The organism is Bdellovibrio sp. ZAP7 (assembly GCF_006874645.1).
GTDB lineage: Bacteria > Bdellovibrionota > Bdellovibrionia > Bdellovibrionales > Bdellovibrionaceae > Bdellovibrio.
On record NZ_CP030082.1, the window covers coordinates 2154956 to 2169947 of the forward strand.

The 14992-nt window shown below is 44.7% G+C and carries 14 protein-coding genes; 6 read left to right on the forward strand and 8 right to left on the reverse strand.

What is annotated here, in order from left to right:
- The first annotated feature begins 52 nt into the window (after positions 1-52).
- From DOM22_RS10435 to DOM22_RS10445, 4 genes are all read left to right on the forward strand, one after another.
- Positions 53-1150, forward strand: a complete 1098-nt coding sequence (locus tag DOM22_RS10435) for a helix-turn-helix domain-containing protein (RefSeq protein WP_142700292.1) — start codon at positions 53-55, stop codon at positions 1148-1150.
- Positions 1151-1314: 164 nt separating this feature from the next.
- Positions 1315-1458, forward strand: a complete 144-nt coding sequence (locus DOM22_RS19910) for a hypothetical protein (protein WP_168196628.1) — start codon at positions 1315-1317, stop codon at positions 1456-1458.
- Between the two features lie 63 nt (positions 1459-1521).
- The gene (locus tag DOM22_RS10440; protein ID WP_142700293.1) at positions 1522-2112 is read left to right on the forward strand and encodes a 2OG-Fe(II) oxygenase; all 591 of its coding nucleotides are present in this window, start codon (positions 1522-1524) and stop codon (positions 2110-2112) included.
- Complete coding sequence (locus DOM22_RS10445) at positions 2112-3452, forward strand: ABC transporter ATP-binding protein (protein ID WP_142700294.1); 1341 nt, start codon at positions 2112-2114, stop codon at positions 3450-3452. The genes DOM22_RS10440 and DOM22_RS10445 overlap by 1 nt, the downstream gene beginning before the upstream one ends.
- Positions 3453-3493: 41 nt before the next feature.
- Here the strand turns inward: DOM22_RS10445 and mpl are convergent, their stop codons facing one another.
- Genes mpl through DOM22_RS10470 form a run of 5 tightly spaced genes read right to left on the reverse strand, consistent with a single transcriptional unit; the run spans position 3494 to position 9512 of the window.
- Complete coding sequence (gene mpl / locus DOM22_RS10450) at positions 3494-4903, reverse strand: UDP-N-acetylmuramate:L-alanyl-gamma-D-glutamyl-meso-diaminopimelate ligase (RefSeq protein WP_142700295.1); 1410 nt, start codon at positions 4901-4903, stop codon at positions 3494-3496.
- 27 nt (positions 4904-4930) lie between these two features.
- Entirely contained in the window at positions 4931-5992 is a 1062-nt protein-coding gene (locus DOM22_RS10455; protein WP_142700296.1) for a serine hydrolase, read from the reverse strand.
- On the reverse strand, positions 5989-6924 hold the full coding sequence (locus DOM22_RS10460) for an LD-carboxypeptidase (RefSeq protein ID WP_142700297.1): 936 nt from the start codon (positions 6922-6924) through the stop codon (positions 5989-5991). Before DOM22_RS10460 ends, DOM22_RS10455 begins: the two co-directional genes overlap by 4 nt.
- A complete protein-coding gene (gene purB, locus DOM22_RS10465; protein WP_142700298.1) occupies positions 6925-8214 on the reverse strand; it encodes an adenylosuccinate lyase in 1290 nt (429 codons plus the stop codon).
- On the reverse strand, positions 8211-9512 hold the full coding sequence (locus DOM22_RS10470) for a hypothetical protein (protein ID WP_142700299.1): 1302 nt from the start codon (positions 9510-9512) through the stop codon (positions 8211-8213). Before DOM22_RS10470 ends, purB begins: the two co-directional genes overlap by 4 nt.
- A gap of 372 nt (positions 9513-9884) precedes the next feature.
- Here DOM22_RS10470 and DOM22_RS10475 point away from each other — a divergent pair, with 372 nt between their 5' ends.
- Together DOM22_RS10475 and DOM22_RS10480 are read left to right on the forward strand one after the other, a co-directional pair.
- Positions 9885-10496, forward strand: a complete 612-nt coding sequence (locus DOM22_RS10475) for a glutathione peroxidase (protein WP_142700300.1) — start codon at positions 9885-9887, stop codon at positions 10494-10496.
- Positions 10497-10605: 109 nt separating this feature from the next.
- Positions 10606-11388 (forward strand): outer membrane beta-barrel protein, encoded by a 783-nt coding sequence (locus DOM22_RS10480; RefSeq protein ID WP_246845581.1) that lies wholly within the window; start codon positions 10606-10608, stop codon positions 11386-11388.
- Here the strand turns inward: DOM22_RS10480 and DOM22_RS10485 are convergent.
- From DOM22_RS10485 to era, 3 genes are read right to left on the reverse strand one after another with little or no spacing between them, the layout of a single operon-like run.
- On the reverse strand, positions 11385-12755 hold the full coding sequence (locus DOM22_RS10485) for a sodium-dependent transporter (protein WP_246845582.1): 1371 nt from the start codon (positions 12753-12755) through the stop codon (positions 11385-11387). The two genes, DOM22_RS10480 and DOM22_RS10485, sit on opposite strands and share 4 nt — an antisense overlap.
- A complete protein-coding gene (gene der, locus DOM22_RS10490; RefSeq protein ID WP_142700301.1) occupies positions 12755-14104 on the reverse strand; it encodes a ribosome biogenesis GTPase Der in 1350 nt (449 codons plus the stop codon). Before der ends, DOM22_RS10485 begins: the two co-directional genes overlap by 1 nt.
- A complete protein-coding gene (gene era, locus DOM22_RS10495) occupies positions 14082-14990 on the reverse strand; it encodes a GTPase Era (protein ID WP_142700302.1) in 909 nt (302 codons plus the stop codon). The genes der and era overlap by 23 nt, the downstream gene beginning before the upstream one ends.
- Positions 14991-14992: the final 2 nt, after the last annotated feature.

Consider the following 14992-nt stretch of genomic DNA (forward strand, 5'->3'; position numbering starts at 1 on the left):
CACTTTCTGTAAGATGTTGACGATTCACCCACATAAAACTATTTAGTACCGCATGTTGAGTGAAATGAGTTCCAACATCAATCTTGCCAAACTGAACTATCAGCGCGGCCACTACCAGGAAGCTTGCGATAATTCCGAACGAATCTGCTCTGATGCAGAGGCCATCGGTGATTTGCAAAGCTGGTTGTTTGGCGTTCGCTTTTTGATTCAGGCAAGTTCTGAACTGGGAAAGCTTGATCACTTTCATAAGCACTTCAGTAAACTTCTTGTCTACGAGAAAGAAAATGCCTCGTCCGAGATTTACGGCAAAGTCCTTCATAATATTGGTTTATGGAAGATGGCTCTGGGTGATAACACTCACGCGAAAGAATATTTCCAAAAAGCTTTGCATGAGTGCACGCAGGCACAGGACCTGGAAACTGTCTCCAGACTTCTGCAAGAACTTGCTATCGTCACAATGAATGAAAATCCTATCGAGGCTTTAAAGTACCTAGATAAGGCGTTGCTTTTAACTCAGGAATTAAATCTGGAAGAGATTCACACCAGCTGTCTGGTCGTAAAAAGCCATGTCTTCTTGGACGAAAAACGTGCCGACGACGCCTTGGATGCGATCTGGAAGGCTTACGAGAAAGCCCAACAGAACTCTCTGCACTATTTAATTGTCTATATCTTGGTGCAAATGGCGGCGGTTTACGAAGCTCAGGGCAAACGCAATGAGGCAGCGATTTATCGGTCCTTGGCGATGAAGGGTATGGGCAGCGAAGGCTCCACAAGACTTCGCACCGTGAAAGCTCAACTGGCGAAAGAAAATCACGTCTCGTCCGAAGCCGATCTGATCATCGATTCCACAAGCTTTAAAGTGAAAACAACCAGCAAGGGTTCTGTTGATTTTAAAAATCAACACATCCTTTTTGATCTATTAAAGCTGTTTGCCCAAAATCAGGGAATTCGTTTCACCAAATCACAACTTATCGAAAAAGTTTGGGGTTATGCTTATGATCCTGCCGTCCACGACAATCTAATTTACGTATCAATCAAACGTTTGCGCAACTTATTAGAACCCGATGCAAACTCTGCAAGCATCGTTTTACGCGATCGCAAAGGCTACTACCTGCCACCCAATATCACCGTGCGAGTTATTGCCAATTAATCCGTCCACGGATCGCTCGTCCAGAATGCGATTCTCAAATCCAATAATAAAGATCATCCTTCTGGACTCATTTCCAATATATTGATTTATAGCTCAAAAAAGTCCGGCACCGTTCCTGCTCTATCCCCTGACAACAACGCCAATCACGGCACAAAGGAGATACCATGAACAAACTCGAAATTTTTGAAAACATTATCGCCGAAAGAAACAAATCTGGAACTGGCGTCCGCGCAGTTTTGGAAAAATCCAGCATCCCTGCAGAAGTTCAGGAAATCATGAACTCTCGCAAAGCTAAAAAGAAAAACTAGTTTCTTTTAAAGGGAGAGGCACCCCTCCTCTCCCTTTTTCAATTTTTAACATAGAGCAAATCCATGAACTCATCTTTTCTGCAAAATACTTCAGTAAATCAATTTCAAATTCCCTGGAATCATTTTGTAATTGATAACTTTCTTCCCCAGAAACAATTCAAAAAAATCCAAAAACAGCTTTGCTCCATAGTTGGTGGCTATCAGAAAAGAGAAAACGATTTATTCGATTTGAACTTTATGTTCGTCCCCGATCTTAATCTCGCCAAATTCTTCTTGAGCGACGATTTTAAATCGTTCTTAGAAGAAACAGTTCAGGAAAAACTCGAGCTCTACGAAGAAGGTCTCGTTCAATTAAGATTGATGACCCCCGCCTCGCCCGCAATGCCACCACATATCGATGACCAGGAAGATGGGCGATCACTCGTTTGCATCTATTATCTCTCTTCGGACTGGCATTCTGACAAAGGTGGCGAGCTGTGGCTTCATGAAAACAACGTCAAAACTAAAAGAGAAGAATCAAAAGTAATCCAACCTCTGGAAAACAGAATGGTACTGTTTTTCGCAGATGATACGAACTGGCACAGTGTTACCAAAGTTAAAAACTGGAACCGTTATTCCATTATTTCAGAGTGGATTGTTCAGGAGGCTCAATAATGTTGTCACCGTCAGTACTGAAATATGTAGACAGAATTTCTCAGGTAAAACTAATCGGAGTTACGACTGGCCAGCAATTGATTGCAGTCACAAGTACGTTCGCTTTAATGCAGGCAGGTCTTTCTTTAGGCGATCAGAATTCTTTGATCAAGTGGTTGGCAATCGCCCTTGCCTGCCATGTTATTGTACCCTTTTTTGGATTGATCCAACGCCCTCTGGAAACTGCACTGGGGTTTTCAGCTTACAAAAATTTTCTAGAAGAAAACCTTTTGAACAAAGCTCAAAGACCCGGCATCTGGCAGGAAAAACATCAAAAAGAACTATTCATATCATCCATTGGATCTGAGGCTGAAAACTATTTGGCCGTGATCATCTTTTTGGGTTTGGATCTATTTACTTTCATCCTATCCATCGGCCTGGGTGTTTTGGCCATTGGCCTGACATTAGATACGACATTTATCCCCGCGTACATTATGTCTGGTTTGCTTTCATTTTTCGCATTTAAATATTTTCAAAGAATCGCAAAAGCAGCTGCTGAGTCAGAACAACACTCCCGAAGCAAGTTCGAAAGCTACCTATTTAAGGCCTGGGAAAACATCTTTTTCAAAAACTCTCACGTGGTTGCAAACTACATCGATAACTTCAACTCCCATTTGAATGATGCGAAGATAAAATCACGTCATTCTTCCCTGATGAGCGAGACCATGGTGGCCGCTTTGACCTTTATCGCAAGTCTTCCAGTGATTATCGCCGTCTTTGTGGTTATTAGCCGACATAATGGGGATGTGAAAGTGATGGCGGCGATATTGGCTGCGATTCCTCGTCAGCTAAATATGCTAGCTACTTTTAGAACGATCTTCCAAACTGTGTCCTCTCTGGTTTCGTTCGAAGCGAAGTTTAGTACTATGAAGGCCAACGCAATCCTGTCAGAAGCAGTTCTTTCTTCACGTATTTCTGTTAAAAACATTACAGTCCAAAATGAAGTTTTCTCTACATTGGAAGATCTATCAAAGTCTTTATCTTCATCTCTACCATCCAGAATTCAGATCAGAGGATCAAATGGTGCGGGAAAATCGACATTAATGCTTCATCTTAATGAATCACTTGAATCGTCATTTTACATTCCAGCTCATCCACAATTTGAAATTGCAGATGCACAAGAAGGCTCAACGGGACAAAAAATGCTAAGACATATCGAGTATGCCGCTTCATTAGACAACAAACATCTTTTGCTGGACGAATGGGACGCAAACTTAGATCAAGAGAATATTTTCAGGATCAATGACCTATTAAATAGGATCAGCAAAGACAAAGTGATCATTGAAGTTCGTCACAGATAATAAAAAAAGCCCGGGGTCGCCGGGCTTTTTATTTGATTTTGCTACTCAAGAGCTCTCATGAGTTTTGTGTAGATGCCGTCAAAGCCGCCGTTCGACATAATGAGGATCACATCGCCGCGTTTTGCGCGGGCTTTAAGAGCTGCAACGATTTGATCAGCGCCATCGAAATCTTCGGCGGTTACCCCAGATGCCTTAAGGTCCGAGATCAATTCATGAGAAGAAAAGCGGTTTTCAGCATCGATTTTAGACTGATCAAAGGCTTTTGCCAGCATCACTTCATGGGAGCCTTTAAACGCTTCTACGTAGTCTTTCTGGAAGACTTTACGCCGAGACGTCGCACTTCTTGGTTCAAAGACAGAGAACACTTTGCGACCTGGATATTTCTTTTGAATGCCTTTTACAGTCTCACGCACCGCTGTCGGATGATGGGCGAAGTCTTCAATCACCAGAATACCGTTCGGCTCTCCCAGGATTTCTTGGCGGCGTTTAACGCCTTCAAAAGATTCCATCGCGATTTGAATTCTATTTTCAGAAAAGCCCAGGATTTTAGACATTGCTACAACCGCTGTCGCATTCAGGATGTTGTAATCCCCTGTGATTTGCATGTTGTAGGGGCCCATGATTTCACCTTTGTGGTGAACTTCAAAGCCAACGCCTTTTTCATTTTGGAAAAGAACCTTTGCTCTGAAGTCTGCATCGGCTTTAAAACCGTAGGTAAAATTATTCTTCGCTTTGCAAAGCTTGCGAAGTTCCATCACGTTTGCATCTTCGGCACAGGCAAGCAAAGTTCCTTCAACAGGAATCAAATGCATTAGCTTTGCAAAGGAATCTTTTACCGCCTGAAGATCTTTATAGATATCCGCGTGATCAAACTCGACCGAAGTTAAAACCACATGCTTTGGTTTGTAGTGAACAAATTTTGGAACTTTATCAAAGAAAGCCGTGTCATATTCGTCACCTTCAATAACGAAAAGATCGCCTTCAGGATTCTTAAAGCTTTGCGAAAAGTTTTTAGGAATACCACCGATTAAGAAACCTGGCTTCTTACCTGCATTTTCCGCCACCCAAGACATCATTGACGTTGTAGTCGTTTTTCCATGAGTTCCAGAGATGACAATGCTTTCGCGATTTTCAATAATGAACTCGCCCATTGCTTTTGGTAAAGATGTGTACGGGATGCCAAGCTTCACCAATTCTTGCGCCTCTTCGTTATTCGCTGAAATAACATTTCCGACGATGACGAAATCAGGTTTCGGATGAAGGTTTTCAGCTTTGTAGCCTTTTTGAATATTGATTCCCAAGCTTTCAAGCTGCGTCGACATCGGCGGGTACGGGTTCATATCACTGCCTGTGATTTTGTAACCGCGATCTTTTAAAAGACCTGCCAAAGACGCCATCGCTGTCCCACAGATCCCCATCAAGTGAATATGACTACCAGGTTTTAAATCCATTTATACTCCCTGTTTTAAGCCCGAGGCTTAAACTCCGCTTCTGCGATAATTTTCAACAATCCAATTGTGAATCTCGGAACGCAATTTTGCAAAGGCCTTGTTCTCGGACCCATACAAAACTCGATTCGAAAGAATATTCACACTCATGTCCATCTTAGGATCGTACCAAATCGACGTTCCTGTGAACCCTGTGTGACCAATAGAATCCAGTGAGAAATAGCTGCCACAACTTGCAGAGCCTGGCGTGGGCATCATATAGCCCATAGCCCAGTCGCCTTTTCCTTCAGGCAACGCACGCTTTGCAAACAGTTGCGCCGTCTTTTGACGGATGCTGTATCTTGCAATTCCCAAAAGCTGAGAACGCAGATGAAGGGAATACCAACCCAAATCATCAATACTTCCGAAAAGCCCCGCATGCGTCGAAACACCACCGAAAGACCACGCATTCAAATCATGAACTTCGCCTTGCACCAGTTTTTTACGAACCGGGCATTCTTCTGTCGGCGCAAACAAAGAGATCTTAGTGTTAGTCGTATTATTGGGATGAAACTCTAAAGTCGTTCCGGCATAGAATTTATTTTTAGTGTCTGTCCAAACATCCAAAAGAGGTTTTTCAAAAATCACTTCTAAGACATAACCCAACGCTAGGAAGCCGACGTCTGAATAAACAGCCGTTTCACTTTTCTCAAGTTTTAGCCCCTTAATGATATCGCGCAACTGATCACGGCGTTTTTCCATCGACAAGTTCATATTGATCTCTTGATAGAATGGAAGCCACCAAGGCAATCCCGAACTGTGAGTCAATAGCTCGGTGATTTTAGTTTCTGTTGAAGGAAACCAAGGAAGAAATTGGGAAACTTTGGTTTCAAAATTCCATTTACCCAATTCATAGGCATACATCATCGCCTGCTGAGTGAAGATGACTTTCGTCACACTCGCAAAATCGTAGTAAGCATAAGTGTTGCCCACAGCAACGTCACAAATAATACGACCGCCCTGATAAGCGCGAACCATCACGCCGGGCGTGGTGTCGCGAATGCGATCTTCCAATTGCGAAATCAGATTCTTTTCTAGAACTGAAAATTTCATGACGCTTTTCCTCCTGTATCGATACTGAGCAGCACCTTGCCGTTCTTCTGAGTCAGAACGCATGAAGTGTTTAAAGGTACTGGTCGTTGAATGACATCGTGGCCCGCTTCCAATCCCTGAAAAACAGGAATATCTAGGTCTGCAGCCCAACGTTTAAAGACTAGTTTATGTTTTGTTTCTTCTGATCCGGGCTCATTGCCCCCAATGAAATCACCCAGAATCAATCCATGGCATTGCTTAAAGACGCCCGCCTGGCGCATATGTTCCAGCATTTTATCAATGCGATAACCACGTTCGCCAGTGTCTTCCAAAAACAAGAAAGACTTCTTGGCTTCAATCTGCCATGGAGTTCCCAAAGTTGTCTGCAGAACCGCGAGGTTTCCGCCAACAATCTTGGATTTTTGAAGTGTTATGTTACGTGCCTGATCATTCAGAGGTTTTAGCTTTTTAAATTCTACGGACTTCTCTTTACCGAACAGGACATTGTGCAATTCCTTTTCGTGCTTGGCTGATACTAAACCTCTTCCCAAACGATCCAAAAGTGGTGCGTGCAGTGTGCTCCAACCCCATTCCTGAGTCAGGAACGTGTGCAATGAGGTGATATCACTGATGCCAATCAAAAGTTTTGGCTCTTTAGGTTTTTTTAGTTTTGCGAGCATCGGCAACAAGCGGTTGCTACCGTATCCTCCACGCATACACCAAATCACACGAGAGTCTTTAGATTCGATCGCAGCCTTCAAAAAACCAAAGCGCGCCTCATCTTCATTAGCGTGCAGGAAGTGTGGCTTAATCAAATTTTTTGGAATGCGTGGTTGTAAATTCCACTTTAAAAGAAAAGCGTGAGCCCCCTCCACTTCGTGGGGCTGCGATGGGTAACCCGGAGCTACCACGTCGATAATGTCGCCTTCTTTAAAATAATTCCAGCGTGTCATCTAAACTTTCACTCTCTTGATGATGTCTTTGATCGACTTCTTATGTTTTTTACCTGCAAAAATCTCTTCGATCTCTTTTGGTTTTAAAAGTTCGCGGGCTTCATCACTGCCCATTAATTTATCTTTCAAATGTTCGCCATAACCCAATGTATGACAAAGTCTTTGCACCAAAGCATAGGCATCTTCACGACGCATACCTTTGGCAACCAAAGCCAACAACACATGAGAACTGAATAACTGCCCTTGCGAGCTCTCGATATTATCGAGCATGCGTTTCTTATTAACTTCCAAACCGTCCAGCAAAATGCTCATACGATGAATGGCATAATCCGCGACGATAAATGCGTCAGGGAAGATCACGCGCTCGACCGAGGAATGGCTGATGTCGCGTTCGTGCCACAAAGCCACGTCTTCCATCGCTGCTACTGCGTAACCACGAAGCAGGCGAGAAAGACCCGTGATGTTTTCCGCACTGATCGGATTTTTTTTATGAGGCATTGCTGAAGAGCCTTTTTGACCCTTGGTAAATCCTTCCGTCACTTCCCCCACATCACTGCGTTGCAAGTGACGAAGTTCCACAGCCAGGCGCTCAAGACCTGTTCCAATCATCGCAAGTGACAACATCATTTCCGCATGACGATCACGAGGAATAACTTGAGTTGCAATCGGCTCTGGTTTTAAACCCAGCTTACGTGCAACCATCGCTTCAACTTTAGGAGACTGACTGGAGAAGGTTCCAACAGCACCACTTAGTTTGCAGATGTTCATATTTTCTAAAGCGTCTTTCACCCGTTTTTTATTACGGCGAAGCTCCGTTAAGAAACCTGCCATCTTAAAACCAAACGTTGTCGGCTCGGCAAACATCCCGTGCGTACGACCCGCACACATGGTTTCCGCGTGCTTGCTGACCAATGTTTGCAAAGACTTTTCCATACGTAAGATCGAGCCCATCAAAACTTGACCCGCTTCACGCACCTGCAAACTGAAGGCTGTATCTAAAACATCCGAGGATGTCATACCGAAGTGAATGTACTTGCCATGAGGTCCGACATTTTCAGCCACATTACTAACAAAGGCGATCACATCATGCTTGGTTTCTTTTTCAATTTCAGAGATGCGTTTCACACTGAAGCGAGCTTTTTGTGCAATCGCTTTAGCGGCAACTTTCGGAATCAAGCCCAATTGTGCTTGCACCTGTGCCACGGTGATTTCAACCTGCATCATCTTGCCAAATCGTTGATCTGCATCCCAAATAAGGCCCATCTCAGGGCGCGTGTAACGTTCGATCACTGACCGGCTTCCTTTCGTTTCTCTTTTTGCTCTTTAAGAAGTTTCTCTTTCCACCAGTTTTGGATATGCATTTGTGAGATCTCATTGCGCGCAAACATCGCTGTCCACGAAAAATGAGGCCACACCTCAGGTCCATCCAGGTGAAGATTTCCGTAAGCCACTCTGCCACGACGCGAAGAGTGTTTCGCTGAAAACACTGGGAAGCGCGGAGCTCCCAGCTGGGCGTAGGTGTAATAGTATTCTTGCGGGAAGCTTAAAACTTCCGGCTGCGCCAATGACATGCGACGAAGCAAAATATCTTTCATGCGCATACTACGGCTGGTGAGGTATTCTTTATTGAAACGCTGAACCGTGGGGATACGCATCCATACGTCGAACTGCTCTGCCGAAGAGGTTCGTTGCAGGACCATCATGTTTTCATGAGTCCACGGAGAATTCACATCATCCAAAAGCACCATATGCAATGGAAGAGCGTCTCTTTCCGTACAAGCTTTCAAAGACACGCGGTAACGAACCCAGCACCATTCAGACTCCAAGGGACCTTCGTTGAACAGGTACTTACCCAGGCGTTCATTCAAGAAATAAGTTTCTTCACTGGAAAGTGTCCAAACAAGTTGTTCCAATTTCAAAAGACCTTGGTTTTCACCTGCGATCTCAAGACCCGTCACCGTTTTACCAGCACCGAAGGAAGCATCCACGATTTTTTGTGGTTTGATCACTTCGACACCCTTATCACGTAACCACGCAAAAGATTTTTCCAAACCATCACGAGTCGCCTGACGAACCAGGAATGAAGAGAAGATCGGCAATGCCTCTCCTTCAGTGGCAGCGAGTGCATTCGGTTTAAATGTTGTCCCCGCCCACTGGTGAGCGAAATGCAAAAGCCAGCTTTGTTCAAAATCAAACGACGTGACGTTGCGACTGACTGCACGCTGTAATTTATCAGGAGCATTGGAAAGCAAAACGTCTTTCACTTGTGGAGCTAGCTGCGAATTATCAACTTTGAATTTCGTCAAAGGACCTTTGCACTCCAGCGGACCTTCGGGAAGCCACATCGTGAAACCGTTGTGCAACTCTTCGAAAGAATCATCGGAGTACAGACGCTCCATTTGAGATTCAGAAATTCTTTCGTTACGGAAAAAACCGAAGGGGCCTTCGAGGTCTTCGGAGGGCCACACACCAAGTTTAGAAGACACATCAAGAACAGTCGTCTTGATTCCCTCGCGCGAAAGTGCGGCAGCCAACCAATGACCACGGCCGAATGCAGACACTATAACTATCGGACTGCGCAGTTCCATCTACCACTCCAAAACTTAGCTAAATTATTCAAATTAATTAGAAATTCATACCCGTCCCAAGTCAAAGATTCGCACCGCGACATTGGGGAAATCCGCTCCTTACACGAAGCTCTCGGTTCGTAGGGAAGAGTGGCTAGGAACGCTACTCCGCGACACGCCATCCTTGGCTCACCGTCGCCCGCCTTTGGCGGGTTCGCGCATCGTGCGCCGACGGAGGTCGCTGCTTAGCGTTCCTAGCCACTCTTCCCTACGACGATGCTTTGTTTGTGGGCAGATTTTCCCAAGTTGGGTGCTTCATTGGAGTTGTTTTTGTCTTGGGTTCGGCGGATGATTTTCTCGAGTACTCGAAAATCTCACGACTTTGGAGATGTTATGTTTCGTTCTTTTGCGTTCGCTTTAACTTCGTTATGTCTTTTTTCGTTCGTTTGTTCTTCGGCGGGCTTTGCGGTTGAGAAGCCTGAGGTTTCGGAATCGACTTCTTCTGAGAGGAAGATTTCTAGTTTTTATGAGCTTTCGGCTAATGATATTTCTGGGAAGAAGGTTAATTTTTCAACTTATCGTGGGAAAGTTGTTCTTGTTGTTAATACGGCTTCCCAGTGTGGGTTTACTCCGCAATTGAAAGATCTTGAGATGCTTTACAAAAAATATGCGGATCGTGGGTTTGTGGTTTTGGCTTTTCCTTCTAATGATTTCAAACAGGAAAAAGGCGATAATACTGAGGTGCAGTCTTTTGCTAAGAAAGAGTATGGATGTACGTTTCCGTTTTTTGATAAGGCGCCAGTTACTGGGAAAGATAAGCAGCCGGTTTATCAATTCCTGACTGAGCAAAAACCGGGGTTGATTTTTAAAGATGTTAGTTGGAATTTTGAAAAGTTTTTGGTGAATCGTAAGGGGCAAGTGATCGATCGCTGGACCTCGATCACTAAACCTTCCTCTGATAAAATTGTTGAGGCGATCGAAAAAGCTCTCAACGAACCTCTCTAGCCCAGTCACAGTGTTTCACTCTGAGACACTGTCTCACTGAACGAGCGGATTTGACAAATTTCCCTGAAGTTTTTGACAGTTTCACTCGATAATACACCTAGGGGGAACTGTGAAAACCACCGGAAATATTCTACATTCTGGCCTTCTGGCTTTGTTGTTGGCTGCGGGAATGCTTTTGGCGCCGCAAGCTTACGCCCAAAGCTCAGATCAAAAACATTATCTTATCGCACAATCTGATCCAGATGAGGCCTTTGACCCCTTCTCTGATTATTCTGAATTCGATGAAGACTCTGACGAAGAAGCTGATGTTAACTTCTTCCGTAACGGTCGTTTCTTCACTGTGGGTCTTGCCGGGGGCTACACTGGTTTCACTGGAAACTTTGCTGACCAGTATTCTGCAGCTCCGTCATTCGGTTTGTTTCTAAGTTATTTCTTCGACCTTCGCCTGGCTCTAACTTTGGGTTTCCAGACCGGTGACCATGCGGTGAAGTTTTCGACTTTGAATGCCGGAAATGTGACGAACTACACGGGTAATGTGTCTTTGACTTCGATCAATTTCGACTTGAAGTATTACTTGAATACGCAAAACGTAACGCGCGGTTTGGCTGATTTGAATCCCTACATCTTAGGGGGCTTAGGTCAGTTCTATCGTACGTACACAATCTCTGGTATCGACTCTTACTCTCGTGATTCAACGATGGGTTTTGATATCGGTGCCGGCGTAGAAATCCCCTTGATGCGTAAGAAAGCCTACCTGGGCTTGCAAGCAGCCTATCACTATGTGAATTTCTCGGACGAAAACAAATCTTATGTTCAGGGTACTGAGAAATTGGAAAAAAATCTTTCCGGTGACTTCTATGACTTTACTTTCATCTTAGGGATGAACTTCTAATAGACGTTCTGGAATAACGCCACCACCTGCAGTAGGAATCCAATCAAGATCACTGCAGGTGCGACCCACTTCAAAATCACAATCCAATGCGAATACATGGAATAGCTGACGAACTTCTCGCGATCGATGAAGCTGGTCTCTTTTTCTTTTTCCGATGTGCCTTTATAGAAGGCCCACAAAATTCCCAGCGCCACCAGCGGCAAAAGCCAATTAATTAACAAAGAATCCAAAGATTCAATCAAGGAACGACCATTGATACGCACAGATTTAAGCACAGAACTCGAAAGAGCTGGCAAGATAGCCAACGCTAAAGCTGCAGCTCCTGAAAGCCACGTGGCCTTTTGACGCTCCATTTTTTTATTGCGGTCCACCAGATTTGAAACCACAACTTCAAGCAAACCAATGCTGGCATTCAATGCCGCTAGATATAGACAAACGAAGAACGCGAGACCAAACAGTGCTCCACCCGGAATTCCCAAAAGGTATCGAGGCAAGACTTCAAACATCAATGCAGGATCTGTTAAAGGCACGTTAGACGCTTGAAATGCCACCGGGAAAATCATCACCACGGCCAACAAAGAAATCAAGGTATCAACCAAGGCCACCCGGAAACCCGCCGTCGGTACGTGGTCTTCCTCACGAAGATACGAACCAAACGTCACCATGGTTCCAAAGCCCACAGAGAGAGTAAAAAACACGTGCCCCAGGGCATGCCCCAAAGACGACAAAGTCAGTTTTGAAAAATCAGGATAGAAAAGAAAGCGCATTACTTCCGGTGTCGATGGCAACGAGAACGACTTAAACAGCAATATCGCAACCAGTGCTGCGAAAAGTGGCATCATATAACTGATCCACTTTTCCAACCCCTCTTGAACACCTTTTAAAACAACAACAACCGTGATGAGGATATGAGCACTTGCTAGCATCAACTGCAACCACCCGTTTGACATCAAGGCTGCAAGATTTGTTTTATTGGCAGCGCCCTCAACATCCAGGAACAGAGAGATAAAAAACTGGGTCATGAAATGCAAAACCCAACCACTGATCACGGCGTAATAAGAGAATACGACCACCGTCACTAATACGGCCAGACGACCCACCCAGCGAAGCGGAAGCTTGGCTTTCTGACCCATCACATCTGTCGCAACAATGACCGAGCGGCGGGTGTTTTTACCCAACATCAACTCGGCAATCAAAAGAGGGGCGCCAACGGCAAGAGCAAGAAATACGTAAAGCAGGATAAAAGCTCCGCCCCCGTTTTCTCCCACCACGTAGGGAAAACGCCAGAGATTACCCAGGCCGCAGGCAGAGCCCACAGCCAAAAGGTAAAATCCAAAACGTGTTCTCCACGAGCCGCGCTTAAGCATTATTCCTCGATGTTCGCGCCACGGCGAGACTTCATACAGAAAATACGAATCGGCAAACCATGAAGGTCCCATTTTTCCTTGATATGTTTAATCAAGAAGCGGCGATATGAGTTTGTCACGCCATCCGGGTGATTCGCAAAAGCAATGAACGCCGGTGGACGTTGGTAAGTCTGAGTCACGTAATAGAATTTCACGTTCGTAGTACCCCAAACCGGAGCTGGAGTTTTACGGATCGTCTCAAAGAAGAAATCATTCATTTCGCGAGTTGGGATACGGAAGTTGATTTGTTCAGAGACTTTTTCAATCATCTCGAACAAGTCATCAATACCCTGACCGGATTTCGCACTCGTAAATACGATATTTACGTCAGTGAAAAAGTGGAATACGCGTTCACATTGCTCACGGAATGTTTTGCGGTATTCAGGAATCTCGGCGCCACCAATATCTGATTTATTGGCAACAACGATCACGCCTTTATGGTCTTCCAAAATGGATTGCATAATACGCGCGTCCTGGTCCGTTGGACCTTGAGTTCCATCCACCATCAACAAGATCAAATCCGCACGACGAATCGACTCTTGGGATTTAAACGCAGAGATGATCTCTAGATCTTCTTCGCGACGACGAGACTTACGAAGACCCGCTGTATCTACCAATGTGTAGTTCTTTTCGTTGTATACGAATGGGGAATCAACCGCATCAATTGTCGTACCTGCGATATCGGAAACCATCATACGGTTCACGCCCAGGATACGATTACAGATAGAGCTCTTACCCACGTTAGGTTTACCCACGATGGCGATTTTCATCCCTTTATCGTAAGTGAATTCCTGAACCGGAATTTGCTCAACCACCCACTCCAGGATCTGACCGATACCACGACGCTGTTCGAAAGCTGCAGAAATGATATCCACACCGAATTCATAGAAATCGGTTTTTGCCATTTCCTCATCCTGAGTACTGTCTACTTTATTGATAACCAAAAGAAATGGTTTACCCGTTTGTTTTGCCACGCGGATAATATCCCGATCTTCAGGAATCAAACCGGCACGACCATCCATCACCGCGATAATATAATCCACAGAGTGAAGGAATTCAGAAACCTGCTCTTTGATCAATTTAGAGAAAATATCACCGGCTTCAGTGATACCACCTGTATCGATCAAATCAAATTGCTTACCCCAGATATCCACGGGTTCAATCATGATATCGCGAGTAACCCCAGCTTGGTTTTTAACCACGGCCTTACGAGTTTCAGTGATAATATTGAAAAGAGTCGATTTACCGACGTTGGGGCGACCAATGATCGCCACCTTAGGAGCGAACTCAGTCCTCTGATTCTGCGACATAACCCAACTCCTTCATAATACGTTTATTATCAAACCACTCTGGTTTACATTGAACTTTCAAGTCCAAAAACACTTTTCCATCGACCAATTTTTCAATCTCTTTGCGCGATTCCATACCAATTTGCTTGATCACGGAAGCACCCTTACCGATCACGATCGCTTTTTGGCTTTCGCGGCCAACCAGAATCTCGGAGTAGATTTTCGGCATAACGCCCGTTTCATCAAATTTTATGATACGCACAGCGATTTGGTACGGAACTTCGTGATGAAGGTTTTCAAAACACTTCTCACGAATGATTTCGCAAACCATGTCACGAACATTTTCGTTCGTGAAAAGCTCCGTATCGTAAAGTGGAGCTGGAGACTCTGGCAAAATAGCCAGACACTCAAGCAAGATCGCTTCGCGCTCTTCCTTGTCGTTTGCATAGGTTTTTGCAGAAACCGAAAGTGCCTTACCGCCTTTTTCTTCGATCATTTTTTTGATAATCAAAACACGGTGAGCTTTGTCTTCGATATCTGTTTTAGTAACGATACCAATCCACGGCTTTCTTGAAGAAGCCACCAGATTGATGATTCTTTCGGCATCATCTGACTTTGCTTCATCAACACTCACCACGGCCACTAAAGCATCGGAGTTTTTGATAACTTCGTCAGCTTCTTTAGCTAGGAATGCGTTCAAACCTTTATCAGCTTTAATCAAACCTGGAGCATCCACGAACACAACTTGCCCCGCATCTGAAGTCCACATACCCAGAATACGACGGCGTGTTGTCTGCGGCTTTGCGGAGACGATGGACACCTTTTCGTCGACAAGGAAGTTCATCAATGTGCTCTTCCCGGCATTTGGCTGCCCGATTAATCCTAAAAATCCTGCCTTATAACTCATAA

Coding starts and splice junctions, on each gene's coding strand:
- DOM22_RS10470 (WP_142700299.1), bottom strand. CDS start 9,512: ATGGAACTGCGCAGTCCGATAGTTATAGTGTCTGCATTCGGCCGTGGT.
- der (WP_142700301.1), bottom strand. CDS start 14,104: ATGTCGCAGAATCAGAGGACTGAGTTCGCTCCTAAGGTGGCGATCATT.
- DOM22_RS10435 (WP_142700292.1), top strand. CDS start 53: ATGTTGAGTGAAATGAGTTCCAACATCAATCTTGCCAAACTGAACTAT.
- DOM22_RS10475 (WP_142700300.1), top strand. CDS start 9,885: ATGTTTCGTTCTTTTGCGTTCGCTTTAACTTCGTTATGTCTTTTTTCG.
- DOM22_RS10460 (WP_142700297.1), bottom strand. CDS start 6,924: ATGACACGCTGGAATTATTTTAAAGAAGGCGACATTATCGACGTGGTA.
- DOM22_RS10445 (WP_142700294.1), top strand. CDS start 2,112: ATGTTGTCACCGTCAGTACTGAAATATGTAGACAGAATTTCTCAGGTA.
- DOM22_RS10455 (WP_142700296.1), bottom strand. CDS start 5,992: ATGAAATTTTCAGTTCTAGAAAAGAATCTGATTTCGCAATTGGAAGAT.
- DOM22_RS19910 (WP_168196628.1), top strand. CDS start 1,315: ATGAACAAACTCGAAATTTTTGAAAACATTATCGCCGAAAGAAACAAA.
- era (WP_142700302.1), bottom strand. CDS start 14,990: ATGAGTTATAAGGCAGGATTTTTAGGATTAATCGGGCAGCCAAATGCC.
- DOM22_RS10440 (WP_142700293.1), top strand. CDS start 1,522: ATGAACTCATCTTTTCTGCAAAATACTTCAGTAAATCAATTTCAAATT.
- DOM22_RS10485 (WP_246845582.1), bottom strand. CDS start 12,755: ATGCTTAAGCGCGGCTCGTGGAGAACACGTTTTGGATTTTACCTTTTG.
- mpl (WP_142700295.1), bottom strand. CDS start 4,903: ATGGATTTAAAACCTGGTAGTCATATTCACTTGATGGGGATCTGTGGG.